We start from the raw sequence: 22,323 nt of genomic DNA on the forward strand, positions 1-22,323 counted from the left end.
CCCGCATAGGCCGGCGCCCTGGCCGGTTATCCCATAAGCGCGCGGCGGATCAAATTCGCCCCCGCCACCAGCAGCACCACCAACGTCGCCCTGCGGAAGGCCACCTGATCGATCCGGTCCTGCACCTTGAACCCGATCCACATGCCCAAGAGCGCGGTCGGCAGCAGGGCGATGGCAAAGGGGATCGTCTCCCACCGCACTACGCCGCTGACGATATGCGCGCCAAAAAGCGCCACCGCCCCTAGGCCATAGATCACGCCCTGCACCCGCACATGTTCCTGCTTCGGCGTCTCCAGCGCCGTCAGATAGGCGACGGTCGGCGGCCCCCAGACACCGGAAATTCCCCCGATGAACCCGGCAAACGCGGCGATCGCGACCTCGGCCCATCGCGGCGGGTTTGCCCCCAGCTTCAGCGGCATTCCCATGAGCTGTGTCACGGCAAAGAGCACGATCGGAACCCCGATGATCAGCAGCATCACCTCGGCCGGCAGCACCCGCACCAGCTGGGCGGAGATCACCAAAGCGAAAAAACCGATAATCAGAAACACGCGGAACTTCTTGGCCGAAGCCCAGGCGGCCTCCCGTCCCTGCCGCAGCGCCTGCCAGCCGTTCGTCGCGAGGGTCGGCAGGATCAGCCCCGCCAGCGCCAGTTCGGGCGAAATAAAGGACCCCATGCCGGAAATCATGATCATGGGCATGGCAAAGCCCACCATCCCCTTGATGACCCCGGCCACAAGCCCCACCATCAGGCATGCGATGAGCGCGTGCAGCGGCACGATATCAGTCAGCAGTTCCATCCCGCCGGTTTAGCACCCCTCCGGACGGGCACCAGAGAAATCGGCCGCGCAACATTCCAACCCACCAAGATGTATTGGCGCATGAATGTTGCGCTGCAACTGCAAAGGCGCTATGTCCGGTGGGAACTTGGGAAAGGGATGATTCATGGCACATGACGGACAGGATTCGATGACCGAGGCGGCTCTCCTCCCCGACCTGCTGAAACTGACGGCAGCGGCCATCCCCCCGGTCGAGTCGCTGCTGCAAAATGCGATTGCGCGGGTGCGGTCCACCGTGGCGCCCGACGGCGGCAAGATCTCCACCAAGGCGGTGGAGGCGCATCAGACCGCGACCCACGGCCTGGCCTGGCTGGCCACCTATGCCGAAGCCCTGCGCCAGATGCAGAAATGGGCCGAAAAGCTCGACGGGGAGGGCAAGTTCGGCGAGCTGGAGCAGCTGATCCACCAGATCGCCTTTGGCGAATACCTCTGGCAGATTTACGGCGGCATCCAGATGTCGCAGAACGAAATCGTGCGCCTGCAGGACCTCGGCCTGACGCAGGACGACCAGCGCGCGCTGATGCATGACGCGGTGATGACGCTCTGCAACGGGGCCAATACACAGGCCGCCCGCACCCGTCTGATGCAGCTGATCGTCGACCAGAAGGGCGCGGCCATGTATGGCGCCTCTGGCCTCGATGAGGAGCTGGAGATGATCCGCGACCAGTTCCGCCGCTATGCGGTGGATAAGGTCGAACCCAATGCACACGAATGGCACCTGAAAGACGAGCTGATCCCGATGGAGATCATCGAGGAGCTGGCGGAGATGGGCGTCTTTGGCTTGACCATCCCCGAAAACCTCGGCGGGTTTGGACTGACCAAGGCCTCCATGGTGGTCGTGTCGGAAGAACTGTCGCGCGGCTATATCGGTGTCGGCTCCCTCGCCACCCGCTCCGAAATCGCGGCAGAGCTGATTCTGGCCGGCGGGACCGACGAACAGAAGTCCTACTGGCTGCCCAAGCTGGCCTCTGGAGAGATCCTGCCGACGGCTGTCTTCACGGAACCCAACACCGGCTCCGACCTCGCCTCCCTGCGCACGCGCGCGGTGAAGGGAGAGGATGGCGACTACAGGATCACCGGCAACAAGACCTGGATCACCCACGCCGCCCGGACCCATGTGATGACCGTGCTGGCCCGGACCGACCCCAAGTCGACCGACCACAACGGCCTATCGATGTTCCTGGCCGAAAAGACGCCTGGCACCGACGCGGACCCCTTCCCCACCGAGGGCATGACCGGCGGCGAGATCGAGGTGCTGGGCTATCGCGGCATGAAGGAATACGAGCTGGGCTTCGACAATTTCCACGTGAAGGGCGAAAACCTTCTGGGTGGAGTCGAGGGCCAGGGCTTTCGCCAGCTCATGAAGACCTTCGAGGCGGCCCGCATCCAGACCGCCGCCCGCGCCATCGGCGTGGCCCAGGCGGCGCTGGACGTCGGCATGCAATATGCGCTGGACCGCAAGGCCTTTAACGCGCCGCTGATGTCCTTCCCCCGCGTGTCGGGCAAGCTGGCCATGATGGCGGTGGAAATCATGATCGCCCGGCAGCTGACCTATTTCTCCGCCTATGAGAAGGACCACGACCGCCGCTGCGACCTGGAGGCTGGCATGGCCAAGCTTCTGGGCGCCCGTGTCGCCTGGGCCTGCGCCGACAACGCGCTGCAGATCCACGGCGGCAACGGCTTTGCGCTGGAATATGTTGCCTCCCGCCTGCTCTGCGATGCGCGCATCCTGAATATCTTTGAAGGGGCCGCCGAAATTCAGGCACAGGTTATTGCGCGCAGACTTCTGGGGTAGCAGGGCAGAAACTTGAATCTCATCTGAATTACCATTGGCGCCGGAGATATCTTTTCTCCGGCGTTTTTATTACCAAACTGATCTCGTTTTATTTTTTCTGCATCGCAGAGAATTGATGACAACGACAATCAAATAAAATGCATGCAAAATAGCGATTTAAGCAATTTTGCAAAAATAGCTCTCAACCGCAGCTGCGAGAAATGGCAGAAATGTGGCAGAAAATTGGCGCGATTGCGCCGAAATGCGTGGCAGAGCGATTTCCAATCCGAAATTTCCGAAAAGAATTAAATATGTAACAATCTGAAAACGAACGATCTTTCTTTAAAAAATTTTTTAATATTTGATAAAAAACTGACCAGTATGTTAAATTTTTTGATAAAATATACATCCAAATCAATGGCTTGCCGCGCCGCAGCAAGCCAATTTTACCATCGGCACCCGCTTTCAACAACTCTGCCCAATTTCCGCCACATCTGACCGCGACCCTGAGGATGCAAGGCATGTTAGCCCTGCCCGGAAGATCAGCCCGTCAGGCAGATGTATATTTCCGGAATACCGCCCTGTTGGGCATGTAACGAGTGAGTGGTTATAATGGGAAGCGCAAATATCGACGTTGAGCCCTATCTCGGGGCCCTTGCCGCCCTGGACCTGCTGTCGGGAACACAGACCCTTGTTCTCGGCAGCTTCGGGGCAGAAGTAAATGCGGAGCTGATCGATTCTGACGGAATTCTCAGCACGTCTGACGACGGTATTTCGACTTTTAACGGCAATCCGGTGACGTACATCGGATCCGGAACTGCCACCCCCGGTGTCGATGTGGCGGGGATCACCGTCCCGATCGGCACAACTGTGGATCTGGTCGTCTTCGAAGCAGGCGGCCAGATCTTTTTTCATTATCCGGCCGGTGACCTCGATCTGACCGCGGCAATAGCTGTTGTCATAGATATCGACAGCACCGCCTACCCGATCTTCGCACCCGCCTGCTTTACACCCGGAACGCTGATCCGCATACCCGGCGGCGAATGCCTCGTCGAAAGCCTGCGCCCCGGCGATTACATCGAAGATGTCGATGGCAAGGCGCATGAGGTGATCTGGACCTACAGCCGAACGATCCAGCTGGACACGCTCGACGACAGTTCCCGCCACCGGCTTGCCCCGATCCGCATCTTTGCCGATGCTCTGGGGCCAGGTCGCCCCCGGCGTGACATCCATTTATCGCAGCAACACCTTGTCCGGGTGAAATCCGCCAAAGCCGAAGTTCTGTACGGCATGGACGAGGTCCTCGTCCCGGCCCGCGCGCTCAATCACGCCTTTGGTCGGGTCGAACGGGATCTGGAAAGCGTGACCTATATCCATGTGCTCTGCGCCGGGCATGTCATTGTCCGCGCCGAAGGCCTGGCGACCGAGACGCTGTTCCTCGGGCCCGAAGCCATTCGCGCCATGTCCCCCTACCAGTTAGCGGCCCTGCGGCAGGTTTCCCCTGCACGGCTGCGAAGAGCCCAGGAGATGACCCGAGCTGCCCCTACACTCACCCTGCGTGAAGGTCAGCTCCTGGTGCTCGAAATGATTGCCAACCCGCGGCCCGCCCAGGATCGCCGCAGGATGGCCGGTCCCGCGCGGGCTGACCGCAGACGCGCCCCACGTCCCCTTCCGGCCGATCGCGCGCCGGCCCGCAGAAAAAATAATCTGCGCCGTGAAACTCGGCGCGCCTGACCTCCGTGTCTCGGGTATCGGCGGGCAACAACGCCCGCCCGGACAACTGGAGGACCAGATGATGAAGACCAAGTTGATCGCAGCCCTGGCAATTGCCGGCACCGCAACCATTGCCTTTGCAAAAGAAAACCCGATGGTCGGCGGCGCGCCGATGCTCGACACCAAAACCATTGCAGAAAATGCCTCTGCCGCGCCCAATCTCACCACGCTGGTTGCTGCCGTGACCGAAGCCGGTCTCGCCGAAACCCTGATGGGCCCCGGCCCCTACACCGTCTTCGCCCCCACCAATGACGCCTTCGGCATGATCAGCAAGGCATCCATCGAAAAGCTGATGATGCCGGAGAACAAGCAGCAGCTGCAGCAGATCCTGACCTGTCACGTCGTGGCAACCGAAGCCTTCTCCACCGATATCGCCGGCATGATCAGCGATGACGGCGGCATGCATGTCGTGCCGACGGTCGGCGGCTGCAACCTGGAAGCCTACATGGAAGGCGGCGAACTTAAGCTTAAGGACGAAAATGGCCGCATCGCCACTGTGACCACGGCGGATGTCGATCAGTCCAACGGCGTTGTGCATGTCATCGACCGCGTGCTTCTGCCCTCCGGTCAGGCAGGCTGACGTTCCGACGGTTCAAAGGGGCCCAGCCCCCCGAACTGTCCAAAGGGCGGCCCGCCGGGCCGCCCTTTCCGGTATGATCCGATCTGATTGACTTCGCGGCCCTTAGGTCCAATAGCTGATGCCATGACGGACCAGACTGCACAAAAGCCCTGTATCATCTGCGTTGCCATCACCGGCTCGCTCCCCCGAAAATCGGACAATCCGGCGGTTCCGATCACCGTTTCAGAACAGATTGAAAGCACGCAGGAAGCCTTTGAGGCCGGCGCGACGATCTGCCATGCCCATGTCCGCAATGACGATGAAACGCCGTCTTCCGACCCTGAGAAATTCGCACGTCTGAAAGAGGGGCTGGAAAAGCACTGCCCCGGTATGGTGATCCAGTTTTCCACCGGCGGCCGGTCGGGCGCGGGCCGCGACCGCGGCGGCCACCTGTCGCTGCGCCCCGACATGGCCTCGCTGTCGGTCGGGTCGAACAATTTCCCGACCCGTGTCTATGAAAATCCGCCGGACCTCGTCGACTGGCTGGCCGAAGAGATGCAGACCTTTGCCGTCAAACCCGAGATCGAGGCATTCGACCTGTCGCATATCCATCAGGCCGCCAGCATGTACCGCGCGGGCAAGATCACTGATTTGCCGTATATCCAGTTTGTCATGGGCGTGAAGAACGCCATGCCCATCGACCGCGACACCTTCGATTACTACATTAAAACGGTGCAGCGCCTGCTGCCCGGCGCCGAGTGGTGCGCCGCCGGTATCGGCGCGGGCCAGCTTCAGATCAATGAATGGACCGTCCCCGCCGGAGGCCACGCCCGCTGCGGGCTGGAGGATAACGTCCGCCTGGACCGCACCACATTGGCGCCGTCCAATGCGGCGCTGGTTGCGCGCGTGGTCGATCTCTGCGACCGGTACGACCGGCCCGTGGCGACCTGGCAGCAGACCCGGGAGATGCTCAACCTGCGGCCGGTTGTGCATCCCGCCTGATCGACAGGCAGGCTTTGCTCAGACAGCAGCCGGTCTGCCCCCGGTCCGGGCGCTATTCCCGGAACGTCAGTGCAGCCAGCGCAGCAGGAACAGCGTGATCCCCGGAAAGATCACCAGCAACGCCACGCGGACGATGTCCGAGCCCACGAAATACATCACCGCCCCGTAGGTCCTGGCGATTGGCGTGTCGCGATCCATGGAATTGATGACGAACAGGTTCATCCCAACCGGCGGCGTGATCAGCCCAACCTCCACCACGATCAGCACGACGATCCCGAACCAGATCGCGAACTCTTCCGCCCCCAGCCCGTAATCCAGTGTCGACACGATTGGAAAGAAAATCGGGATCGTCAGCAGGATCATCGACAGGCTGTCCATCAGACAGCCGAAGACGAGGTAGAGCACAAGGATCATGACCAGCACCGACCACGGGTTGAACCCCTGCGCGACCACCCATTCCGCCAGTTTCTGTGGCACCTGCGTCTGCGCCAGAAAGCCGTTATAGAAGGCCGCTCCCAGCACAATGAAGAAGATCATCGCGGTGCTTTTCGCCGTCGCATAGAAACTGTCGAGCCAGGCCCGCCCCCGGAGCCCGCCGTTCCACCACGCCAGCAGCCCGGTGCCCGCAGCCCCCACCGCCGCACCTTCCGTCGGCGTGAAGAGGCCCAGATAGATACCCCCGACAACGGCCAGGAAAACCACCAGAACCGGGATCACATCGACCATCGCCTGCCAGCGTTCCGCCATCGGGACCGCAGGCCGCGTACCCGCGCTGTCCGGGTTCAGCCGGACATAGATCGACACGGTCAGCATATATCCCACGGCGGCCAGTATCCCCGGCACAAAGGCCGCGAGGAACAGCTTCGCGATATTTTGCTCCGTCAGGATCGCATAGATCACGAGGATCACCGACGGCGGGATCAGAATGCCCAGCGTCCCCCCGGCGGCCAGCGTGGCCGAGGAGAACCCGCCGGAATACCCGTAGCGCTTGAGCTCAGGCAGCGCGACCTGTCCCATCGTGGCCGCCGTCGCCAGCGACGACCCGCAGATCGCGCCAAACCCGGCACAAGCCCCGATCGCCGCCATGGCCACCCCGCCGCGCCGGTGCCCCAGCCAGCTTTCGGCCGCCTTGAACAGCGCCTTGGACATGCCGCCCAGCGTGGCGAACTGTCCCATCAGAAGGAACATCGGCACGATCGACAGCGAATAGCTGGAAAAGGTCGAATAGGTCTCCGACTTCAGCTTTGCCAGCGCGACGGTGGTGCCGCCGGTGATGAAGTAAAGCCCGCCAAAGCCCACCGCGAACATGGCCAGACCAATCGGCATCCGCAGAAAGATCAGCAGCAGAAGAACCGGAAAGGACCAGAGCCCGATGTCAAATGTGCTCACGCTGCATCGCCCCCGATGATCACCCGTCCGGTGGCAAGCTCCGCACAGCGGACCAGCGCCACATAGACCCCGACAACCGCCGCCAGCACGCTCGCCGCAAAGCAGGCACCATAGGCCCACCAGACCGGGAACTGCAGCACCAGAGTGGTCTCATTATACCGCATCTTGCCCGACATCCCCTCGTATAGCCGCCAGCTGATGACGACGAGCGCCACGGCAAACAGCACCTCCCAGAACGCGATCAGCCCGCGCTGAAGCCCCGCGGGCAGTTTCTGGGTAAAGATATCGACCGTAGCATGGGCCCCCGTGATCTGGGCCAGCGGCAGAAAGGCCATGATGGCAAAGGCGATACCGGCCTCGACCAGCTCAAAATCGCCCTGAACCGGGCCCACACCGGCGTCGAGCGCACGCTGCGCCAGCCCCGGCGCCAGTGCTACCAGCCAGTCTGCGTGAAACAGCCCGTTCAGCCCCCGTCCGGTGACCGACACAACCGTCAGCACAACAAGAACCGTCAGGACGATACCGCCCAGAATTGCGCCGAGCCGCGCGATGGTCAGGAAGAAACGATGCATGATCCGGGATGATAACCGATTGGGGAATGGTCACAAAAAGGCCGCCGGCCCATAAAGGACCGGCGGCGTCTGATGTCACATCGAAGAATTCTCGGCAATCAGCGCCTTGGCTTCCTCGACCATGGCCGCCGCATCCATGCCTTTGGCCGTCATCTCTTCGATCCAGGCGGCCTCGATCCCGTCGGATGCCTCGCGCCAGACGGCGACCTGATCCGGCGTCAGCGCGATGATATTATTCCCGGCATCCTGCGCGGCCTTCAGCCCCGGCGCGTCATCTTCCTGCATCTGACGACCGGCGAAGGCAGAGAATTCGAGCCCGGAATTCTCGTCGATCACCGTCTTCAGATCGTCGGGCAGCGCGTCGTATTTGTCCTTGTTCATCGCGAAGATGAAGGTCGCGGTGTAAAGCGCGTCGCCACCGAAGGTCGTGTGGTTATGCACCAGCTCCGCGATCTTGAGCGCCGGCGTCACCTCCCAAGGGATGACCGTCGCACTGATGACACCCTTGGACAGCGCCTCGGGCACTGCGGGGACAGGCAGGCCCACGGATGTCGCCCCCAGCTGGGTGAACAGCATATTGGTCACCCGTGTCGGCGCCCGCAGCTTCACCCCGTTCAGGTCTTCCGGCACCGTCACGGGCTCGCTCGAATGGATCACGCCGGGCCCATGGACCCAGAGCCCCAGCATGTGAAGATCGGCAAACTCCGTCTCCATCAGATGCTTTTCAGCAAACTGCCAATAGGCGCGCGAGGTCGCCTCCGCCGAAGGCGAGATGAACGGCAGTTCGAAAATCTCGGTCGAGGGGAAGCGGCCCGGCGTATAGCCGGGCAGGGTCCAGACGATATCCGCGATCCCGTCCATCACCTGATCGGCCAGCTCCGGCGGCTTGCCCCCCAGCTGCATCGACGGGAACCGGTCGATCTTGATCCGGCCGCCCGAGTCGGCCTCGACCTTGTCAGCCCAGACGTCGAGCACATGCGCCGGCACATTGGCCTGCGCCGGCAGGAACTGGTGCATCTTGAGCGTCACCTCCTGCGCCAGTGCCAGCCCGCCAGATCCGGCCAGAAGTGCAGCGGCGGCAACCCCGCGCAGTGCCGTTGTGAAAACAGTCATGAAGTCCTCCCTGTGTCGCGCCAGGACCCGGCCCTCAAAGACCTTGACCGGTCTGCCTTCCCGGGCCTGACGCGCAGCCACGATGCCGCCGGCGACGCGCCATGTCAAACCACAGTTTTCCAATGATTTTGACGGCCTGATGACCGACGGCGGAACCTCAGAACCGCGGGATCAGCGCCACAGGAGCCTGCTCCGCCCGTTCGAAATCCAGCGCAGGCCCCGCGTCGACAGCGGTCTGGCGCTTGAACTCATAGTTCATCTCGCCCGCCTCTTCTGCGACGGCAACGATCAGACACTGCCACAGATGGCGCCCCCCGTCATAGACATCGACCAGCCCCCGCAATGGCGGCACCCCCTCCCCGGCGACGGCAAAGCCGCCATCCCAGAGCTTCAGGATCGGATATCTCTCATCCCCGATCACAACGCGCAGACGCCTGGACCTGGCCACGGCACGCTTGCGCGCAACCCTCAGCCCGTCCTGCACCTCCTTGGACAGAAACGTGGTCATTTCCCTTACCTCCCGCGCTGAGGATGACGCGACGGACACCTGCGTCAAGCAGACCCTGCAGGTGAAAAGGAAAAATTCCGTTTCCCGTGCAGCTATCCTCGCACCTTAGGCCGAAGCACATGCGGGATCGCGGCATCATAAAGCGCCGAATCCTTGAAATCCCGCACCTCCCCCAACACCGGCCCGACGAGGATCAGCGCCGTGCGGGTGATCTTCTCCGCCCGGACTTTCGCATGGATGTCCGACAGCGTGCCCCTGATGAACATCTGGTCCGGCCAGCCCACACGATAAGCCACCACCGCCGGACACTCTGCCCCGTAATAGGGCGAAAGCTGCCGCTCGATCTCCCGCAGGTTCCGCACCCCCAGATGGATCGCCAGCGTCGCCCCCGTCCGCGCGAAATTCTCCAGTGTCTCGCCTGCGGGCATGGAGGTTGACTTCATCGAAACCCGCGTCAGCACGATGGACTGCGCCACCTCCGGCACCGTCAGCTCCTGCCCCAGGGCCGCCGCGGCCGCCGCATAGGCCGGCACGCCCGGAATGATCTCATACGCGATGCCATCCGCCCGAAGCCGCCGGATCTGCTCCGCGATCGCCCCATAAAGCGACGGGTCGCCCGAATGCACCCGCGCCACATCCTCGCCCCGCGCCTCCGCCGCGACAATCTCCGCATGGGTCTCCTCCAGCGTCATCGGCGCCGTATCCAGCACGCGCGCCCCCTCCGGCGCACAGCCCACCACCTCAGGCGGCACCAGTGATCCCGCGTAAAGACAAACCGGACAGGCCCCGATCACCCGCTGCGCCTTCAGCGTCAGCAATTCCGGATCCCCCGGCCCCGCCCCGATGAAATAGACCGTCACGCCCCGCCCCCCTTTTTCTTGCTCAAAATATCCCGGGGGACCGCCCGCAGGGCGGCGGGGGCAGCGCCCCCGTCCTCCGGCTCCCAAAGCGCACCCGCCCCGACATGGCGGTTGCCGACCCCTTCCAGATCGCCGTCGATCCGCCGCGCATAGCCCCGCGGCGTGTACATCCTCGGCCCCTCGCCCAGCAGCGCCAGCCGCGAATTGGACGACCCCACCAGCACGACGGTCAGCATATCCACCTCGTCCACCTCCAGCTGATCCAGCCGCCGGTAGCGCAGATGCTCCTCCGGCCGCCCAAGCGAGGTCGCCAGCATCACAGGCGTATCGCCCGGCCGGTGCTGCAGCAGGATATCCCGCGCCTCCGCCAGCAGGGTCCGCCGCGTTTTCGACACCGGATTGTAGAAGGCAATCACGAAATCCCCCTCTGCCGCCGCCCGAAGCCGCCGCAGGATATCCGCCCGCGGCGTCAGCAGATCGCTCAGCGAAATCGCGCAGAAATCATGCCCCAAGGGCGCGCCCGCCCGCGCCGCCGCCGCCTGCAGCGCCGAGACGCCGGGCGAACAGACAACCTCCGCCCGCCGCGCCGCATCGCTCACCCCGCCGATCGCATCACCACGGCCCAGCAATTCAAACACCAGCGCCCCCATCGCGTAGATCCCCGCATCCCCGGAACAGACCAATGCCACGTTACGCCCCTCGCCCGCCCGTTCCAGCGCATAGCGGCACCGGTCCTCCTCCCCGCCCAAGGGAAAATCGGCCCGGTCCTTGCCCGCCGCCAGAGGCCCTAGCAGATCGATATAGAGCCCGTAGCCCACCAGCTCGTCAGCCTCCGCGATCAGCCGCGACACCTCAGGCGTCCGCCAGCCCGACTGGCCCGGCCCGATCCCCACAACCGACAGCCGCCCGCGCGCCCGGCCCGCGAATTCCGTCACTACGTCCGGCGCCACGGCCAATGCACAGGTCGCCTCCGCCGTCTTGCGTTTCGTCACGGCAAAGGCCCCGCCATCTCCGGCCAGACAGAGCGCCGCACCCTCGCTCACCCCGTGACAGCCCACCTCGGCGAAAACCACCTCCGACGGCGTCGCCAGCCGCTCCACCACCGCTTCCAGCTCCTCAGCCTCGAACAGCCGCAATGGCACCCCCAGATGTGCCGCCACCGCCAAAATGGCCGGCTCATCGGCCTTCAGCACGATTGTCCCGACAGCCGCCACCGCCCCCGGCGCAATCCCGGCCTCCGCCAGAGCCCGCTCCGCCAGCGCGATCACCTCGTCAGCCGCCGCCCCCCGCGCACATCCTACGCCCAGACAATAGCGCTGCGGATGATAGACCAGCCGCCGCGCCCCACCTGTCACCGGCGCCTCGCTCACGCAGAGCTCTACAGAATCCACGCCATCCCGCGCCACAACCCCGAAAACATTCTCTCCAACGACGCTCAGCCCCGCCCCCGACACAAGCGCCGCCATCGCCGCCTGCGCATCGCCCGGATTGGCCAACCGGTAGCCCGCCGGCGGCGCGTCCAGCGCCACGCCCAGAGCAATATCTCCGGCCGTCGTCACCGCGGCCACTGCCTCCAGCGCCACGGCAATCTCTTTCGCCAGCCGGTTCGCCCCGCGATGCCCGCCCAGCAGCGGCACCACCACCGCGCCGTCATCGGAGACCGAAACAACCGGCGGCTCCGCCTTCTTGTCCGACAAAAGCGGCGCCACCGCCCGGATCAGGATCCCGCTTGCGCAGACCCCGACCAGAGGCCGCCCCGCCGCAAACATGTCCCGCGCAAAGACCAAAGCATCGTCAAAGACCAAATCGGCCCCCGCAACCCGGCCCGACCGCCCGGCCAGCGGCACGCCAAGCAGATCCGCCACCCGCCGCGCCACTCCGGCTCCCGCCCCCGAGACCGCCATCACGACCGGCGCAGCTGACATAGTCACAGCCATGGGTCCATCCCCCTGTTCATCAAGATCATCGAGAAATAGGGCGCCTCCTCCGGCGCCTCCGCCAGCGGGCAGACCAGCTCGTCCGGCAGCCCCGCCCGTGCCACGTAAACGGCCCTGTCCAAAAGCCCCAGCCCGGCAAAAACCCCCCGGATCTTCGCCATATGCCGCCCCACCTTCATGATCGCAACGGCCTCCGCCCCGGCCACGCGCTCCGCCAACTCGGCTTCCTCCAGCGGCCCCGGCAGGACCGTCAGCCGCTCATTCCGCGCCACCAGCGGTAGCCGCGCCCGCGCCGCACAGGCCGTCACACTGGTCACGCCCGGCACGACCTCGACTTCGAACCGCCCCGCCAGCCGCGCAAACACATACATGAAGGAGCCATAGAAAAACGGATCGCCCTCACAGAGGCAGACAACATCCTCGCCCCCCTCCAGCACTGACGCGATCTCCGCCGCGCCCCGGTCATAGGCCGCCTGCGCCGGGCCGCGCGCCACCACCATCGGCACATCCATGACGATCTCCCGCGCGCCCTCCGGGATCAGATCGGCCACGATCGCCCGCGCGAAACTCGCCGCCCCCGCCAGCGCCGGATAGGCCACCACCCGCGCCCCGGCGATCAGCCGCGCCGCTTTCAGCGTCACCAGCTCCGGATCGCCCGGCCCCAGCCCGACGCCAAATAGCCGCCCCTTCATCTTTTCGAAGGGCTCCGCCCGTTCGCCGCCCGGAAGGTCCACTGGACCTTTCGCAAGTGGTCGGCTCACTTCACCGCCGGAGGCATCCACCAGCTCCGTCATCGCTTCACCAAAGACCATTGCACCACCGACATCGACGGCCGCCACCCGGTCAGCCGCCCCACGGGCTCGGCCCGCTCCACGCCGATCCGCACCAGATCGCCGCCATGCCGCGCATGGAGCGCAATCAGCACCGCCTCGCTCTCCAGCGTCACCGCATTGGCCACCAGCCGCCCCAGCGGCTTCAGCGCCGACCAGGCCGCCTCGAATACCGCTTCAGACAAACCGCCGCCGATGAACACCGCATCCGGCCGCTCCAACCCATCCAGCGCCTCCGGTGCCTCCCCCTCAATGATCCTGAGCCGCGGCACACCCAGTGCCAGCGCATTCGCCGCCGCCATGGCCCGCCGGTCGGCGCGCGGCTCGATCCCGATGGCGGAGGTATATCGCGCCCCTCGCATCCACTCGATCGCGACAGACCCGCAGCCCGCCCCGATATCCCAGAGCAGCGCGCCCCGCATCGGCATCAGCTTGGCCAGCGTCGCCGCCCGCACCTCCCGCTTGGTCATCGTCCCGTCCGACGAAAACAGCGCATCCTCCAGCCCCGGCACCCGGGGCAAGAGCGCCGCATCGGGTGCCGCCACGCAGTCGACGGCCAGCGTATTGAAGGCTGGCACCTCATGTGCCCAGCTCTCCGCCACTCCGTCGAACCGCAGCTCCTCCGCCCCGCCCATATTGGCCAGAACGGTCATCCGGGACCGGCCAAAGCCACGCTCCGTCAGGAACCGCGCGATCTGCCCCGGCGTCTCCGCCCCCGTGGTCAGGATCAAGAGCCGCGCCTCCGGCTGGATGAAGGCGATCATCGTCTCCACCGGGCGGCCATGCACGGTCAGCGTCTCCAGATCCGCCATCGACCAGCCCATCCGGACCGAGGCCAGCTGAAAGGCCGACAGCTGCGGATGGAACACGATTTCCCCCGCAGGCAGCGCCCGCCCGATCCGCGCGCCCACCGAAAACCACAAGGGGTCACCAGTCGCCAGAACCACGACCCGCTGGCCCCTGAGCCCCTTCAGCTGCCCGATCAGGGCGTCAAAGGGCGACGGCCAGGCCAGCCGCTCCGCCGTCACTGCGTCCGAAAGACGGTGATGCCGGTCGCCGCCGATGATCACCTCGGCGGCTTCGACGACAGCCCGGGTCGCAGGCAGCAGCCCCTCCATCCCGTCCTCACCGATGCCCACGATATGCAACCAGGGTTCAGCCATGCGCCCGCCCCTTCATCTTTCCAGAAATACTCCCGCCGAAGGCATCCGCCCTCACCGCAAAAACCACCATCAGATCGTCTCCCCCGGCAGTCCCGCCGCCAGCGCATTCACCGCGGCAGAGGCCATGGCAGACCCGCCCCGACGCCCGCGCAGCGCGACAAACTCGCAGCCCCGCGGCCGCGCCGCCAGCTCCGCCTTGCTCTCCGCCGCGCCAACGAACCCGACCGGGAAGCCCAGGATCACGGCAGGCTTCGGCGTGCCCGCATCCAGCAGCTCCAGCAGATGGAACAGCGCGGTCGGCGCATTGCCCACGGCCACCACCGCGCCCTCCAGCCGGTCGGCCCAGAGCTCCACCGCCGCCGCCGACCGCGTATTGCCGATCTCCTTGGCACGGCCCGGCACCGCAGGGTCGTTCAACGTCACGATCACCTCGTTGCCCGCCGGCAGGGTCCGCCGGATCACCCCGGCCGCCACCATCTCGCAATCGCACAGCACCGGCGCGCCCGACAGCATCGCCGCCCGGCCCTTCGCCCAGGCCTCAGAGGAAAACACCAGCCGGTCGGCCACATCGATCATGCCGCAGGAATGGATCAGCCGGATCGCCAGCGCCTGCATCCCCTCCGGAAACCGGTCGAGCCGCGCCTCCTTTCGCACCGTCTCAAAACTCTGCGCATAGATCGCCGCCGGGTTATGTTCATAGCGCATCACGCGGGGCGACGGCATAGAGCCGACCGCATCCAGCCCGAGGATCCAGGCCTCCTCCCGCGCAATATCCTCCCGCGCGGCCACATCCAGATCCGGCCCCCGGAACGCGCCCGCCAGCGCGCCGGAGCCATCCAGCGCCGCCAGCTCCGCCGCCGCCACACGCACCTGCGCCGAATCCAGAACCTCATCCTCGCCGCGCGCCGCATGGGCCCGCGCCTGCCAGAGCGACGGGTAGACTTCCGCCAGCACGACCTGCGCCTCAGGCACCTCCAGCCCCGTCTCAAAAGGCCAGACCGCCACACGCCCCGCCAGACGCGGATCGCTGCGCAGGGCCACCAGCGCGGGCAGGCCAAGGATCATCTGCGACCCGACCGACCCCGCATAGGCCAGCTGCCAGACCGTCTTGGCCCCGCGCGCCTGCGCATCCGCATGGCGCCGCTCCGGCGGGTGATCGCCAGTGCGCTCTGACTGCTTCGCCGGGATGCCCGGGAAATCCGCCTGCTCAGGCCGTCCCCAGAAGGGCCCCACACCGGGGTAAAGCGCATTGATGCCCTCTGCCACGGCGAACCGGTTGGAGGCATTGTCCGGCCCGTCCTGCACATGGCCCGCGAACCAGTCCCAGAGGTCCAGCGCCCGGTTCGACCCGCAGATCTTTTCCGCCACGCCCGCCGGATAGCCGAAGGGAAAGTCGAACCCTGCCAGCACCCGCCGCCCTGCCGCCGCCTCTGCCGACAGAAGATCGGCGAGCCACTGCACCGCCTCTCCCCGCGTCCGGAAATAGCGCGGCGCCTCGGCCTCACCGTCGCGGATGACACCAACCCAGATCGCATCCTTGCTGGGGGTCGCGGGGCTGGGTGCATTCCGCGCCGACCAGTCCACCACGATATGGGTGTCAAAAAAGGGCGTGCTCATTTACGCCGCGCGCTCTCTGGCCCAAGCGGGTGCTTCGCATGCGGATAGTCCGGGTGATGGTGGTCGCCATGCCCGTGATGATGGTGATGGTTCCCGTGGTCATGGTCGTGATGATGGTGATGATGATCCGCCATCTCCAGCCGGCAGGCCCCGGTGCAGAAGGTATCGCACAACGCGCAATCCGCCACGTTGGAGCCCGGCGCGGATGCCCCCTGCCCCTCCACATGGTGATGATGACTCTCCTGCGGGGCACCGACCTCCGCCTCGAACCCCAGCACCTCCACACGGTATTTGCAGAGCACACATGTCGGCGGCGGTACCGCCCCCAGCGCCGGGTGATCCGTCCGCGCCGCACGCTCCTCTGCCTGGACATGCACATGCCCGCCGTCTTCCAGCGACAGGATCTGTTCGCGGAAGGGGCAGATGCCGCAGTTCGGCGGTGTGGCCCCCTCGGCCTGTTCCATCACACGCTCGGCAAAGGTTTCCAGCACCTTCTCATGATCGTTGAGATATCCGGCCTTGAGAAACTCGATCTCCGGATGATCCGCCGCCACCCGGTCGGTGAACCCGTAGATCCGGTCCACCAGAATCCCGGTAAAGAGGAAATAGGGAAAGACCACCACCCGCTTGTAGCCCAGCTTCACCACATGGCGCAGGCAGGGCTCCACCAGCGGGAAGGTCACGCCGGAATAGCCGACCTCGCACCAGCCAAAGCCCATCCCCTCGTGCAAGAGCCGCGCCACCTTGGCGACATTGGCATTGGCATCCGGATCCGAGGCACCGCGCCCGATGACAACCAGACAGGTCTCCTCCAGCGGGACAGGATCGGCCCCCGCCAGCGCCTCCCGAATCCGGGCCGCGGCCGCCGCGATCATCTTGGGATCGACGCCCAGTTCGCGGCCATAACTGACCTCGATCCCGTGCTTGGCGGCATAGGTGTTCAGCACCGTCGGAATGTCATTCTTCGCATGCATCGCCGCAAAGAGCATGCCCGGCACCGCGAGGATCCGCGCGCAGCCCTGCGCCCGCAGCCGGTCAAGCCCGTCCCGGATCACCGGATTGGCAAATTCGAGATAACCGTAATCCACCGGCCAATCGGGCGGCAGCAGCGCGGGCAGCTTGTCTGCCAGCACGGCGAATTCGTCCACGGCCGCCTGGCTGCGGGAGCCGTGACCGCAGATCATCACTCCGGTTTTCATTGGATCAGGCTTCCTGCGGCTCTTCGTCCGCCGCCTCGTCTTCGGTCTCGGCCTTGGCCGCAGCCGTCTTGCGTCCCTTTGCCGCCTGCCAGAGCCCGATGGCTATCGCCGCCCCGATGGCCGCAGCGCCCAGCCAGTGATCATGGCCCGCAACATCGCCCAGATGGCCGACATGGGCCAGCGCGGGCGAGGCCGCGAGGGTCATCAGAAGGGCGAGGGCGATACGCATGAGCGGGTCCTTTCCTGTTGGCGAAAAGGCGGCTCGGGCCGCGGGTGGCGGCCTCGGACGACCCGGACCGCCATCCCCTGTCTGGGTCGATGGGAAAGCCCGCACCTTTCCGGCCCCATGGGGGCATCGTCACAGACCTCTATACGCAGGGGGCCATGGAGTCGCAATGTTCTTTCCCGACACTCAGAGGGCCGGGGGCGACCTGCCACAGACGGAAGGGCATCTTGCCATCGGTCCCGCCCGGCGGCGCCATCGGCCTCTCTAAACACCCGCCGTCGAACCACAATCTGCGCGCCGACCGCCCGCTGTGCAGGAATGCAGACCCCTTTGCGCGCGCCCCGCCGGTGGCCCGTCCGGTCAATCAGGTTAAATACGGTCCAGACGAAAAGGAGACGACATGGGCCAGCTGATCGACGGAAAATGGGAAACCGAAAGCCTCTCGAAACTCTCGAATGGCGGCGATTTCCAACGCAAAGCCTCCAGCTTCCGCAGCTGGGTCACAGCAGACGGCAGTGCCGGCCCGACAGGTGACGCCGGGTTCAAGGCCGAAAGCGGCCGCTATCACCTCTATGTCGCCTATGCCTGCCCCTGGGCCCATCGCACCCTGATCTTCCGCCAGATCAAGGGCCTTGCCGATCATATCACCGTCTCTGTCGTGCATCCGGAGATGCTGGATGACGGATGGACCTTCAAAGACTACCCGGGTTCGACCGGCGATGATCTGCTGGGCAAAAACTACCTCCATCAGGTCTATACGGCCGCCGACCCGCAGGCGACGACCCGCGTCACCGTGCCGGTCCTCTGGGATAAGGCGCAAAGCACGATCGTCTCCAACGAATCCGCAGAGATCATCCGGATGATGAACAGCGCCTTCGACGGGATCACCGGCAATACGGATGATTATTACCCCGAAGCCCTGCGTCCCCGGATCGACGAGGTCAACGACCGCATCTACGACACCGTCAACAACGGCGTCTACAAATGCGGCTTCGCAGGCTCTCAGAAGGCCTATGACAAGGCCATTTCACCGCTTTTCGACAGCCTCGACTGGATCGAGAGTCTGCTTGCCGAGAACCGCTACCTGACCGGCGACCAGATCACGGAGGCCGACTGGCGCCTCTTCACCACGCTGATCCGCTTCGACAAGGTCTACCACACCCATTTCAAGTGCAACCGCAGCCGCATCGTCGATTTCCCCAATATGTGGGGCTACCTGCGGGAGCTCTACCAAAGGCCCGGCGTGGCGGAAACGGTGAATTTCGACCAGATCACCCGCCACTATTACTACAGCCACGACCATATCAATCCGAACCGGATCATCCCCATCGGGCCGGACCTCGATCTGATGGCGCCGCATGGGCGCGGCTGACCAAAGGCCATTTGCCTTCCGCGTCAAAATGCGCTGAAAGGCTGGGACCATTCCAAAGGACCCGGCCCCGATGACCACCTGGATCACCATCTGCGACACCTGCAAACGCGAGGACTGGCCCGAGCGTGGCATGCAGATCACCGATGGCGAAAAGCTGGCCGCGCTGGTGGAGGCAGAGGCCGAGGGCACACCCGTCCGGACCCGCCGCATCTCCTGCCTGATGGGCTGCACCCATGGCTGCAACATCGCGGTGCAGGCCGATGGCAAGCTGAACTACACGCTGGGCCGCTTTGAGCCGACCGAAGAGGCGGCGGAGGCCATCGTCGCCTATGCCGCCCTGCATGCTGAAAGCGAGACCGGACAGGTCCCCTTCCGTACCTGGCCGCAGGGCGTGAAGGGCCATTTCGTCACCCGCCACCCGCCGCTGCCCGATGCCGAGTGACAGCGCCTCTGCGCGCGACCACGGCGGGCGGCTCGACGCGGCCATCGCGGAATTCGGCGGCAGCCGGGCCGGGTGGCTTGACCTCTCGACCGGCATCAACCCCGTCCCCTACCCGGTGCCGCAGATCGGGGCAGAGGCCTGGACGGCCCTGCCCGACCATGCCGCCCGGACGGCCCTGACCGGGGCCGCCCGAACTTTCTGGTCCGTCCCCGAAGGCGCCGCGATCCTCGCCACCCCCGGCGCCTCCGCCCCCATCGCGATGATCCCGCGCCTTTTGACGCCGGGCCGCGTGCATATCCCCGGCCCCACCTATAACGAACACGAAGCCGCTTTCCGCGCCGCGGGCTGGAGCCTCTCGGAGTCCGGTGCAGACGCCCGTGTCCTCGTCCACCCCAACAACCCCGACGGCCGCTGGCACGAGGCACCCGAACCGGCGGCGCTCACCGTGATTGACGAAAGCTTCTGCGACATCGCCCCGGAGCGCAGCCTGATCGCACAGGCCAACAGCCCCGGCACGCTGATCCTGAAAAGCTTCGGCAAGTTCTGGGGCCTCGCCGGTCTGCGCCTTGGCTTCGTCATTGGCGATCCGGAGCTGGTGGGCCGCCTTGCAACTATGCTCGGCCCCTGGCCCGTCTCCGGCCCCGCGCTGCAGATCGGGACAGCCGCGCTCCGCGACCACGACTGGGCCGAAACCACCCGAGCCCGCCTGTCACAGGACGCCGCGCGCCTTGACCAACTCATGACCGCCACCGGCGCGACCCTGACCGGCGGCACCCCGCTCTTCCGCCTCTATGACCATCCGCAGGCGCCCGCCCTGTACCGCCATCTGGCCCGGCATCACATCCTGACCCGCCCCTTCCCATGGTCCGCAACCGCGCTCCGCCTCGGCCTGCCACACCCGGACCGATGGGACCAGCTGTCGACCGCCCTGTCCGCCTTCCGATGAGCCTCCTCCTCGCCCTCCTTCTCGACGCCGCTCTCGGAGAGCCGAAATGGCTCTGGGACCGGCTGACCCATCCCGCAATCCTCATCGGACGGCTCATCGGCTGGGCCGACGCGCGCTACAATCAGGGACAGCACCGCCGCGCCAAGGGCATCCTTCTGGCGCTGGCGCTGGTCATCGGCGCCTCTCTCACCGGCTCGATCATCGCGGCCTTCGGCACCCTGCCCGAAGCCATTGCCGCCGCCATCCTGCTGGCGCAGAAATCCCTGATCGACCATGTCCGCGCCGTGGCAGAGGCCCTCCGCCGGTCAACCGCCGAAGGCCGCGCTGCTGTCGCCATGATCGTCGGCCGCGACACCGCGGGTATGGACGACCCGGCCATCGCCCGCGCCGCCATCGAAAGTGCTGCCGAGAATTTCTCCGACGGCATCACCGCGCCTGTCTTCTGGTTCCTGCTGGGCGGGCTGCCCGGCATGCTGGTCTACAAAGCGATCAACACCGCCGACAGCATGGTGGGATACCGCACCCCCCAGCACGAAGCGTTCGGCTGGGCCTCTGCCCGGCTCGATGACCTCATGAACCTGATCCCGGCGCGCCTGACCGCGCTGATGATCCTGCTTGCGGCCCGGCACAAACCGGATTGGCAGGCGCTCATCAGGGATGCGGGCCTCCATCGCTCCCCCAATGCCGGCTGGCCGGAGGCCGCGATCTCCCGCGCGCTTGGCATTGCCCTGTCGGGTCCGCGTTCCTACCACGGAGAGATGCGCGACTTTCCCTGGGTCAGCCCCACAGGCCGCAAAGCCGCCACGGCTGAGGATATCGACCGCGCCATCCGCCTGATCTGGCACGCCTGGGCCCTGCTGCTGATCCCCGCACTGGCCCTGACGCTATTCTGATACAAAGCATTGTCCTGACCCGCGATTTCGCTAGGTTGGCCCGAAACGACCAGAGAGGCCCAGATGAACCGACTGCTCCCCGTGGCGCTTGCCCTGACCCTTACCGCCACGCAGGCCATGGCCCAATGCGGCGGCAGTTTCTCCGGCTTCGTGCAGGGCCTGAAATCGGAAGCCGTGCAGAAAGGTCATGCCCCGGCCGCGGTCGACCGTTTCTTCGCCACTGTCCGGCAGGACCCCAAGGTGATCAAAGCGGACCGGGCGCAAGGCGTGTTCCAGCTCGATTTCACGACATTTGCCCGCCGCCTGATCTCTGCCAACCGGATCAATGCGGGCGTCGCCAATGCGAAGAAATACGGCTCCGTCTTCAACCGGATCCAAAGCGATTATGGCATCAGCCCTGGCGTTCTGCTGGCCTTCTGGGCTTTCGAGACCGATTACGGCGCCTTCCAGGGCGATTTCAACACGCTGAACGCCCTGACCACCCTCGCTCATGACTGCCGGCGGCCAGAGCTTTTCCGGCCCCAGATCTTCTCCGCCCTCACCCTCTTCGAACATGGCGATTTTGACCCCGCCCGCACCACCGGCGCCTGGGCCGGAGAGATCGGCATGGTCCAGATGCTGCCCGGCGATATCCTTGAAAACGGCGTGGATGGAGACGGCGACGGCCATGTCCTGCTGAAAACCTCCGCGCCCGATGCGCTGATGTCCGGTGCCAAGATGCTGCGGCATCTGGGCTGGCGCGCGGGTGAGCCCTGGCTGCAGGAAATCGCGGTCCCGGCGCAGATGGACTGGTCCAAAACCGGCCTGCGCACCACCATGACGCCCGACCAATGGGCCGCCATGGGCGTGCGCCCCCGCTCTGGCCAATGGGCGGCGAACCTGCCCGCCTCTGTCATCATCCCGCAGGGACGCAAGGGCCCGGCCTTCCTCGCTTACCCCAATTTCAGCGTCTATTTCGAATGGAACCAGAGCTTTACCTACGTTCTGACTGCCGCGTATTTTGCCAATCGCCTGATGGGCGCGCCGGTTTTCGACGCCGGCAACCCGGAGCCGGGGCTGTCCGGGCCGCAGATGAAACAGCTGCAGCAGAAGCTCGCCGCGCGCGGCTTTGACGTGGGCGATATCGACGGCATACTCGGTGCCAAGTCGCGCGAGGCTGTTCAGGCCGTGCAACAGGAGCTTGGGTTGCCCGCGGACGCCTGGCCGACGACTGCATTACTGAACCGGTTGTGACGCCGCGCGGGTTTACGGGATCTTAGGAAATGTGGTAAAAGATAAGGCACCGATAACTCGATATTCATTCAGAGTATCA

The 22,323-nt window shown here is 65.2% G+C and carries 22 protein-coding genes; 9 read left to right on the plus strand and 13 right to left on the minus strand.

What is annotated here, in order from left to right; genetic code table 11:
• Positions 1-26: 26 nt before the first annotated feature.
• Complete coding sequence (locus ACRARG_RS09085; RefSeq protein WP_432689691.1) at positions 27-797, minus strand: sulfite exporter TauE/SafE family protein; 771 nt, start codon at positions 795-797, stop codon at positions 27-29.
• 145 nt (positions 798-942) lie between these two features.
• Here ACRARG_RS09085 and ACRARG_RS09090 point away from each other — a divergent pair, with 145 nt between their 5' ends.
• Positions 943-2,631: an acyl-CoA dehydrogenase family protein gene (locus ACRARG_RS09090; RefSeq protein WP_432689692.1), complete on the plus strand. Its 1,689-nt coding sequence runs from the start codon at positions 943-945 to the stop codon at positions 2,629-2,631.
• A 181-nt stretch (positions 2,632-2,812) separates the two neighbouring features.
• On the opposite strand, the gene ACRARG_RS09095 is transcribed toward ACRARG_RS09090, so the two are convergent.
• A complete protein-coding gene (locus ACRARG_RS09095) occupies positions 2,813-3,133 on the minus strand; it encodes a hypothetical protein (RefSeq protein ID WP_432689693.1) in 321 nt (106 codons plus the stop codon).
• 89 nt (positions 3,134-3,222) lie between these two features.
• Here ACRARG_RS09095 and ACRARG_RS09100 point away from each other — a divergent pair, with 89 nt between their 5' ends.
• From ACRARG_RS09100 to ACRARG_RS09110, 3 genes are all read left to right on the plus strand, one after another.
• Complete coding sequence (locus ACRARG_RS09100; protein WP_432689694.1) at positions 3,223-4,344, plus strand: Hint domain-containing protein; 1,122 nt, start codon at positions 3,223-3,225, stop codon at positions 4,342-4,344.
• A gap of 61 nt (positions 4,345-4,405) precedes the next feature.
• Complete coding sequence (locus ACRARG_RS09105; protein WP_432689695.1) at positions 4,406-4,963, plus strand: fasciclin domain-containing protein; 558 nt, start codon at positions 4,406-4,408, stop codon at positions 4,961-4,963.
• A 123-nt stretch (positions 4,964-5,086) separates the two neighbouring features.
• A complete protein-coding gene (locus ACRARG_RS09110; RefSeq protein ID WP_432689696.1) occupies positions 5,087-5,944 on the plus strand; it encodes a 3-oxoadipate:acetyl-CoA acetyltransferase in 858 nt (285 codons plus the stop codon).
• 66 nt (positions 5,945-6,010) lie between these two features.
• Here the strand turns inward: ACRARG_RS09110 and ACRARG_RS09115 are convergent, their stop codons facing one another.
• The 11 genes from ACRARG_RS09115 to ACRARG_RS09165 form a co-directional block, all read right to left on the minus strand.
• On the minus strand, positions 6,011-7,333 hold the full coding sequence (locus ACRARG_RS09115; RefSeq protein ID WP_432689697.1) for a TRAP transporter large permease: 1,323 nt from the start codon (positions 7,331-7,333) through the stop codon (positions 6,011-6,013).
• Positions 7,330-7,905, minus strand: a complete 576-nt coding sequence (locus tag ACRARG_RS09120) for a TRAP transporter small permease (RefSeq protein ID WP_432689698.1) — start codon at positions 7,903-7,905, stop codon at positions 7,330-7,332. The genes ACRARG_RS09115 and ACRARG_RS09120 overlap by 4 nt, the downstream gene beginning before the upstream one ends.
• Positions 7,906-7,980: 75 nt before the next feature.
• The gene (locus tag ACRARG_RS09125) at positions 7,981-9,018 is read right to left on the minus strand and encodes a TRAP transporter substrate-binding protein (protein ID WP_432689699.1); all 1,038 of its coding nucleotides are present in this window, start codon (positions 9,016-9,018) and stop codon (positions 7,981-7,983) included.
• A gap of 157 nt (positions 9,019-9,175) precedes the next feature.
• Complete coding sequence (locus ACRARG_RS09130) at positions 9,176-9,526, minus strand: hypothetical protein (RefSeq protein ID WP_432689700.1); 351 nt, start codon at positions 9,524-9,526, stop codon at positions 9,176-9,178.
• A 92-nt stretch (positions 9,527-9,618) separates the two neighbouring features.
• Positions 9,619-10,386: a precorrin-4 C(11)-methyltransferase gene (gene cobM, locus ACRARG_RS09135; RefSeq protein WP_432689701.1), complete on the minus strand. Its 768-nt coding sequence runs from the start codon at positions 10,384-10,386 to the stop codon at positions 9,619-9,621.
• Entirely contained in the window at positions 10,383-12,311 is a 1,929-nt protein-coding gene (gene cobJ / locus ACRARG_RS09140; RefSeq protein WP_432691342.1) for a precorrin-3B C(17)-methyltransferase, read from the minus strand. The genes cobM and cobJ overlap by 4 nt, the downstream gene beginning before the upstream one ends.
• 2 nt (positions 12,312-12,313) lie before the next feature.
• The gene (cobI, locus tag ACRARG_RS09145) at positions 12,314-13,015 is read right to left on the minus strand and encodes a precorrin-2 C(20)-methyltransferase (protein WP_432691343.1); all 702 of its coding nucleotides are present in this window, start codon (positions 13,013-13,015) and stop codon (positions 12,314-12,316) included.
• A gap of 98 nt (positions 13,016-13,113) precedes the next feature.
• On the minus strand, positions 13,114-14,316 hold the full coding sequence (cbiE, locus tag ACRARG_RS09150; protein ID WP_432689702.1) for a precorrin-6y C5,15-methyltransferase (decarboxylating) subunit CbiE: 1,203 nt from the start codon (positions 14,314-14,316) through the stop codon (positions 13,114-13,116).
• A 69-nt stretch (positions 14,317-14,385) separates the two neighbouring features.
• A complete protein-coding gene (locus tag ACRARG_RS09155) occupies positions 14,386-15,021 on the minus strand; it encodes a precorrin-8X methylmutase (protein ID WP_432691344.1) in 636 nt (211 codons plus the stop codon).
• A gap of 908 nt (positions 15,022-15,929) precedes the next feature.
• On the minus strand, positions 15,930-17,132 hold the full coding sequence (locus ACRARG_RS09160) for a sirohydrochlorin chelatase (RefSeq protein WP_432689703.1): 1,203 nt from the start codon (positions 17,130-17,132) through the stop codon (positions 15,930-15,932).
• Between the two features lie 4 nt (positions 17,133-17,136).
• Complete coding sequence (locus tag ACRARG_RS09165) at positions 17,137-17,361, minus strand: DUF6732 family protein (RefSeq protein ID WP_432689704.1); 225 nt, start codon at positions 17,359-17,361, stop codon at positions 17,137-17,139.
• Positions 17,362-17,758: 397 nt separating this feature from the next.
• Between ACRARG_RS09165 and ACRARG_RS09170 the strand changes: the two genes are divergently transcribed.
• The 5 genes from ACRARG_RS09170 to ACRARG_RS09190 all read left to right on the plus strand — a co-directional run bounded on the left by ACRARG_RS09170 (position 17,759) and on the right by ACRARG_RS09190 (position 22,244).
• Positions 17,759-18,730 carry a glutathione S-transferase family protein gene (locus tag ACRARG_RS09170; RefSeq protein WP_432689705.1) on the plus strand — a complete coding sequence of 324 codons (972 nt, stop codon included), beginning with the start codon at positions 17,759-17,761 and terminating at the stop codon, positions 18,728-18,730.
• 70 nt (positions 18,731-18,800) lie between these two features.
• A complete protein-coding gene (locus ACRARG_RS09175; protein WP_432689706.1) occupies positions 18,801-19,172 on the plus strand; it encodes a DUF1636 family protein in 372 nt (123 codons plus the stop codon).
• Positions 19,162-20,118 carry a threonine-phosphate decarboxylase gene (locus ACRARG_RS09180; RefSeq protein ID WP_432689707.1) on the plus strand — a complete coding sequence of 319 codons (957 nt, stop codon included), beginning with the start codon at positions 19,162-19,164 and terminating at the stop codon, positions 20,116-20,118. Before ACRARG_RS09175 ends, ACRARG_RS09180 begins: the two co-directional genes overlap by 11 nt.
• Positions 20,115-21,011, plus strand: coding sequence for an adenosylcobinamide-phosphate synthase CbiB (cbiB, locus tag ACRARG_RS09185; protein WP_432689708.1), 897 nt, complete (start codon positions 20,115-20,117; stop codon positions 21,009-21,011). Before ACRARG_RS09180 ends, cbiB begins: the two co-directional genes overlap by 4 nt.
• Before the next feature lie 63 nt (positions 21,012-21,074).
• Positions 21,075-22,244, plus strand: coding sequence for a lytic murein transglycosylase (locus tag ACRARG_RS09190; RefSeq protein ID WP_432689709.1), 1,170 nt, complete (start codon positions 21,075-21,077; stop codon positions 22,242-22,244).
• Positions 22,245-22,323 lie beyond the last annotated feature (79 nt).

It is taken from the genome of Pseudooceanicola profundi (assembly GCF_050897955.1).
In the GTDB taxonomy this organism is placed as follows: Bacteria; Pseudomonadota; Alphaproteobacteria; order Rhodobacterales; family Rhodobacteraceae; genus Pseudooceanicola.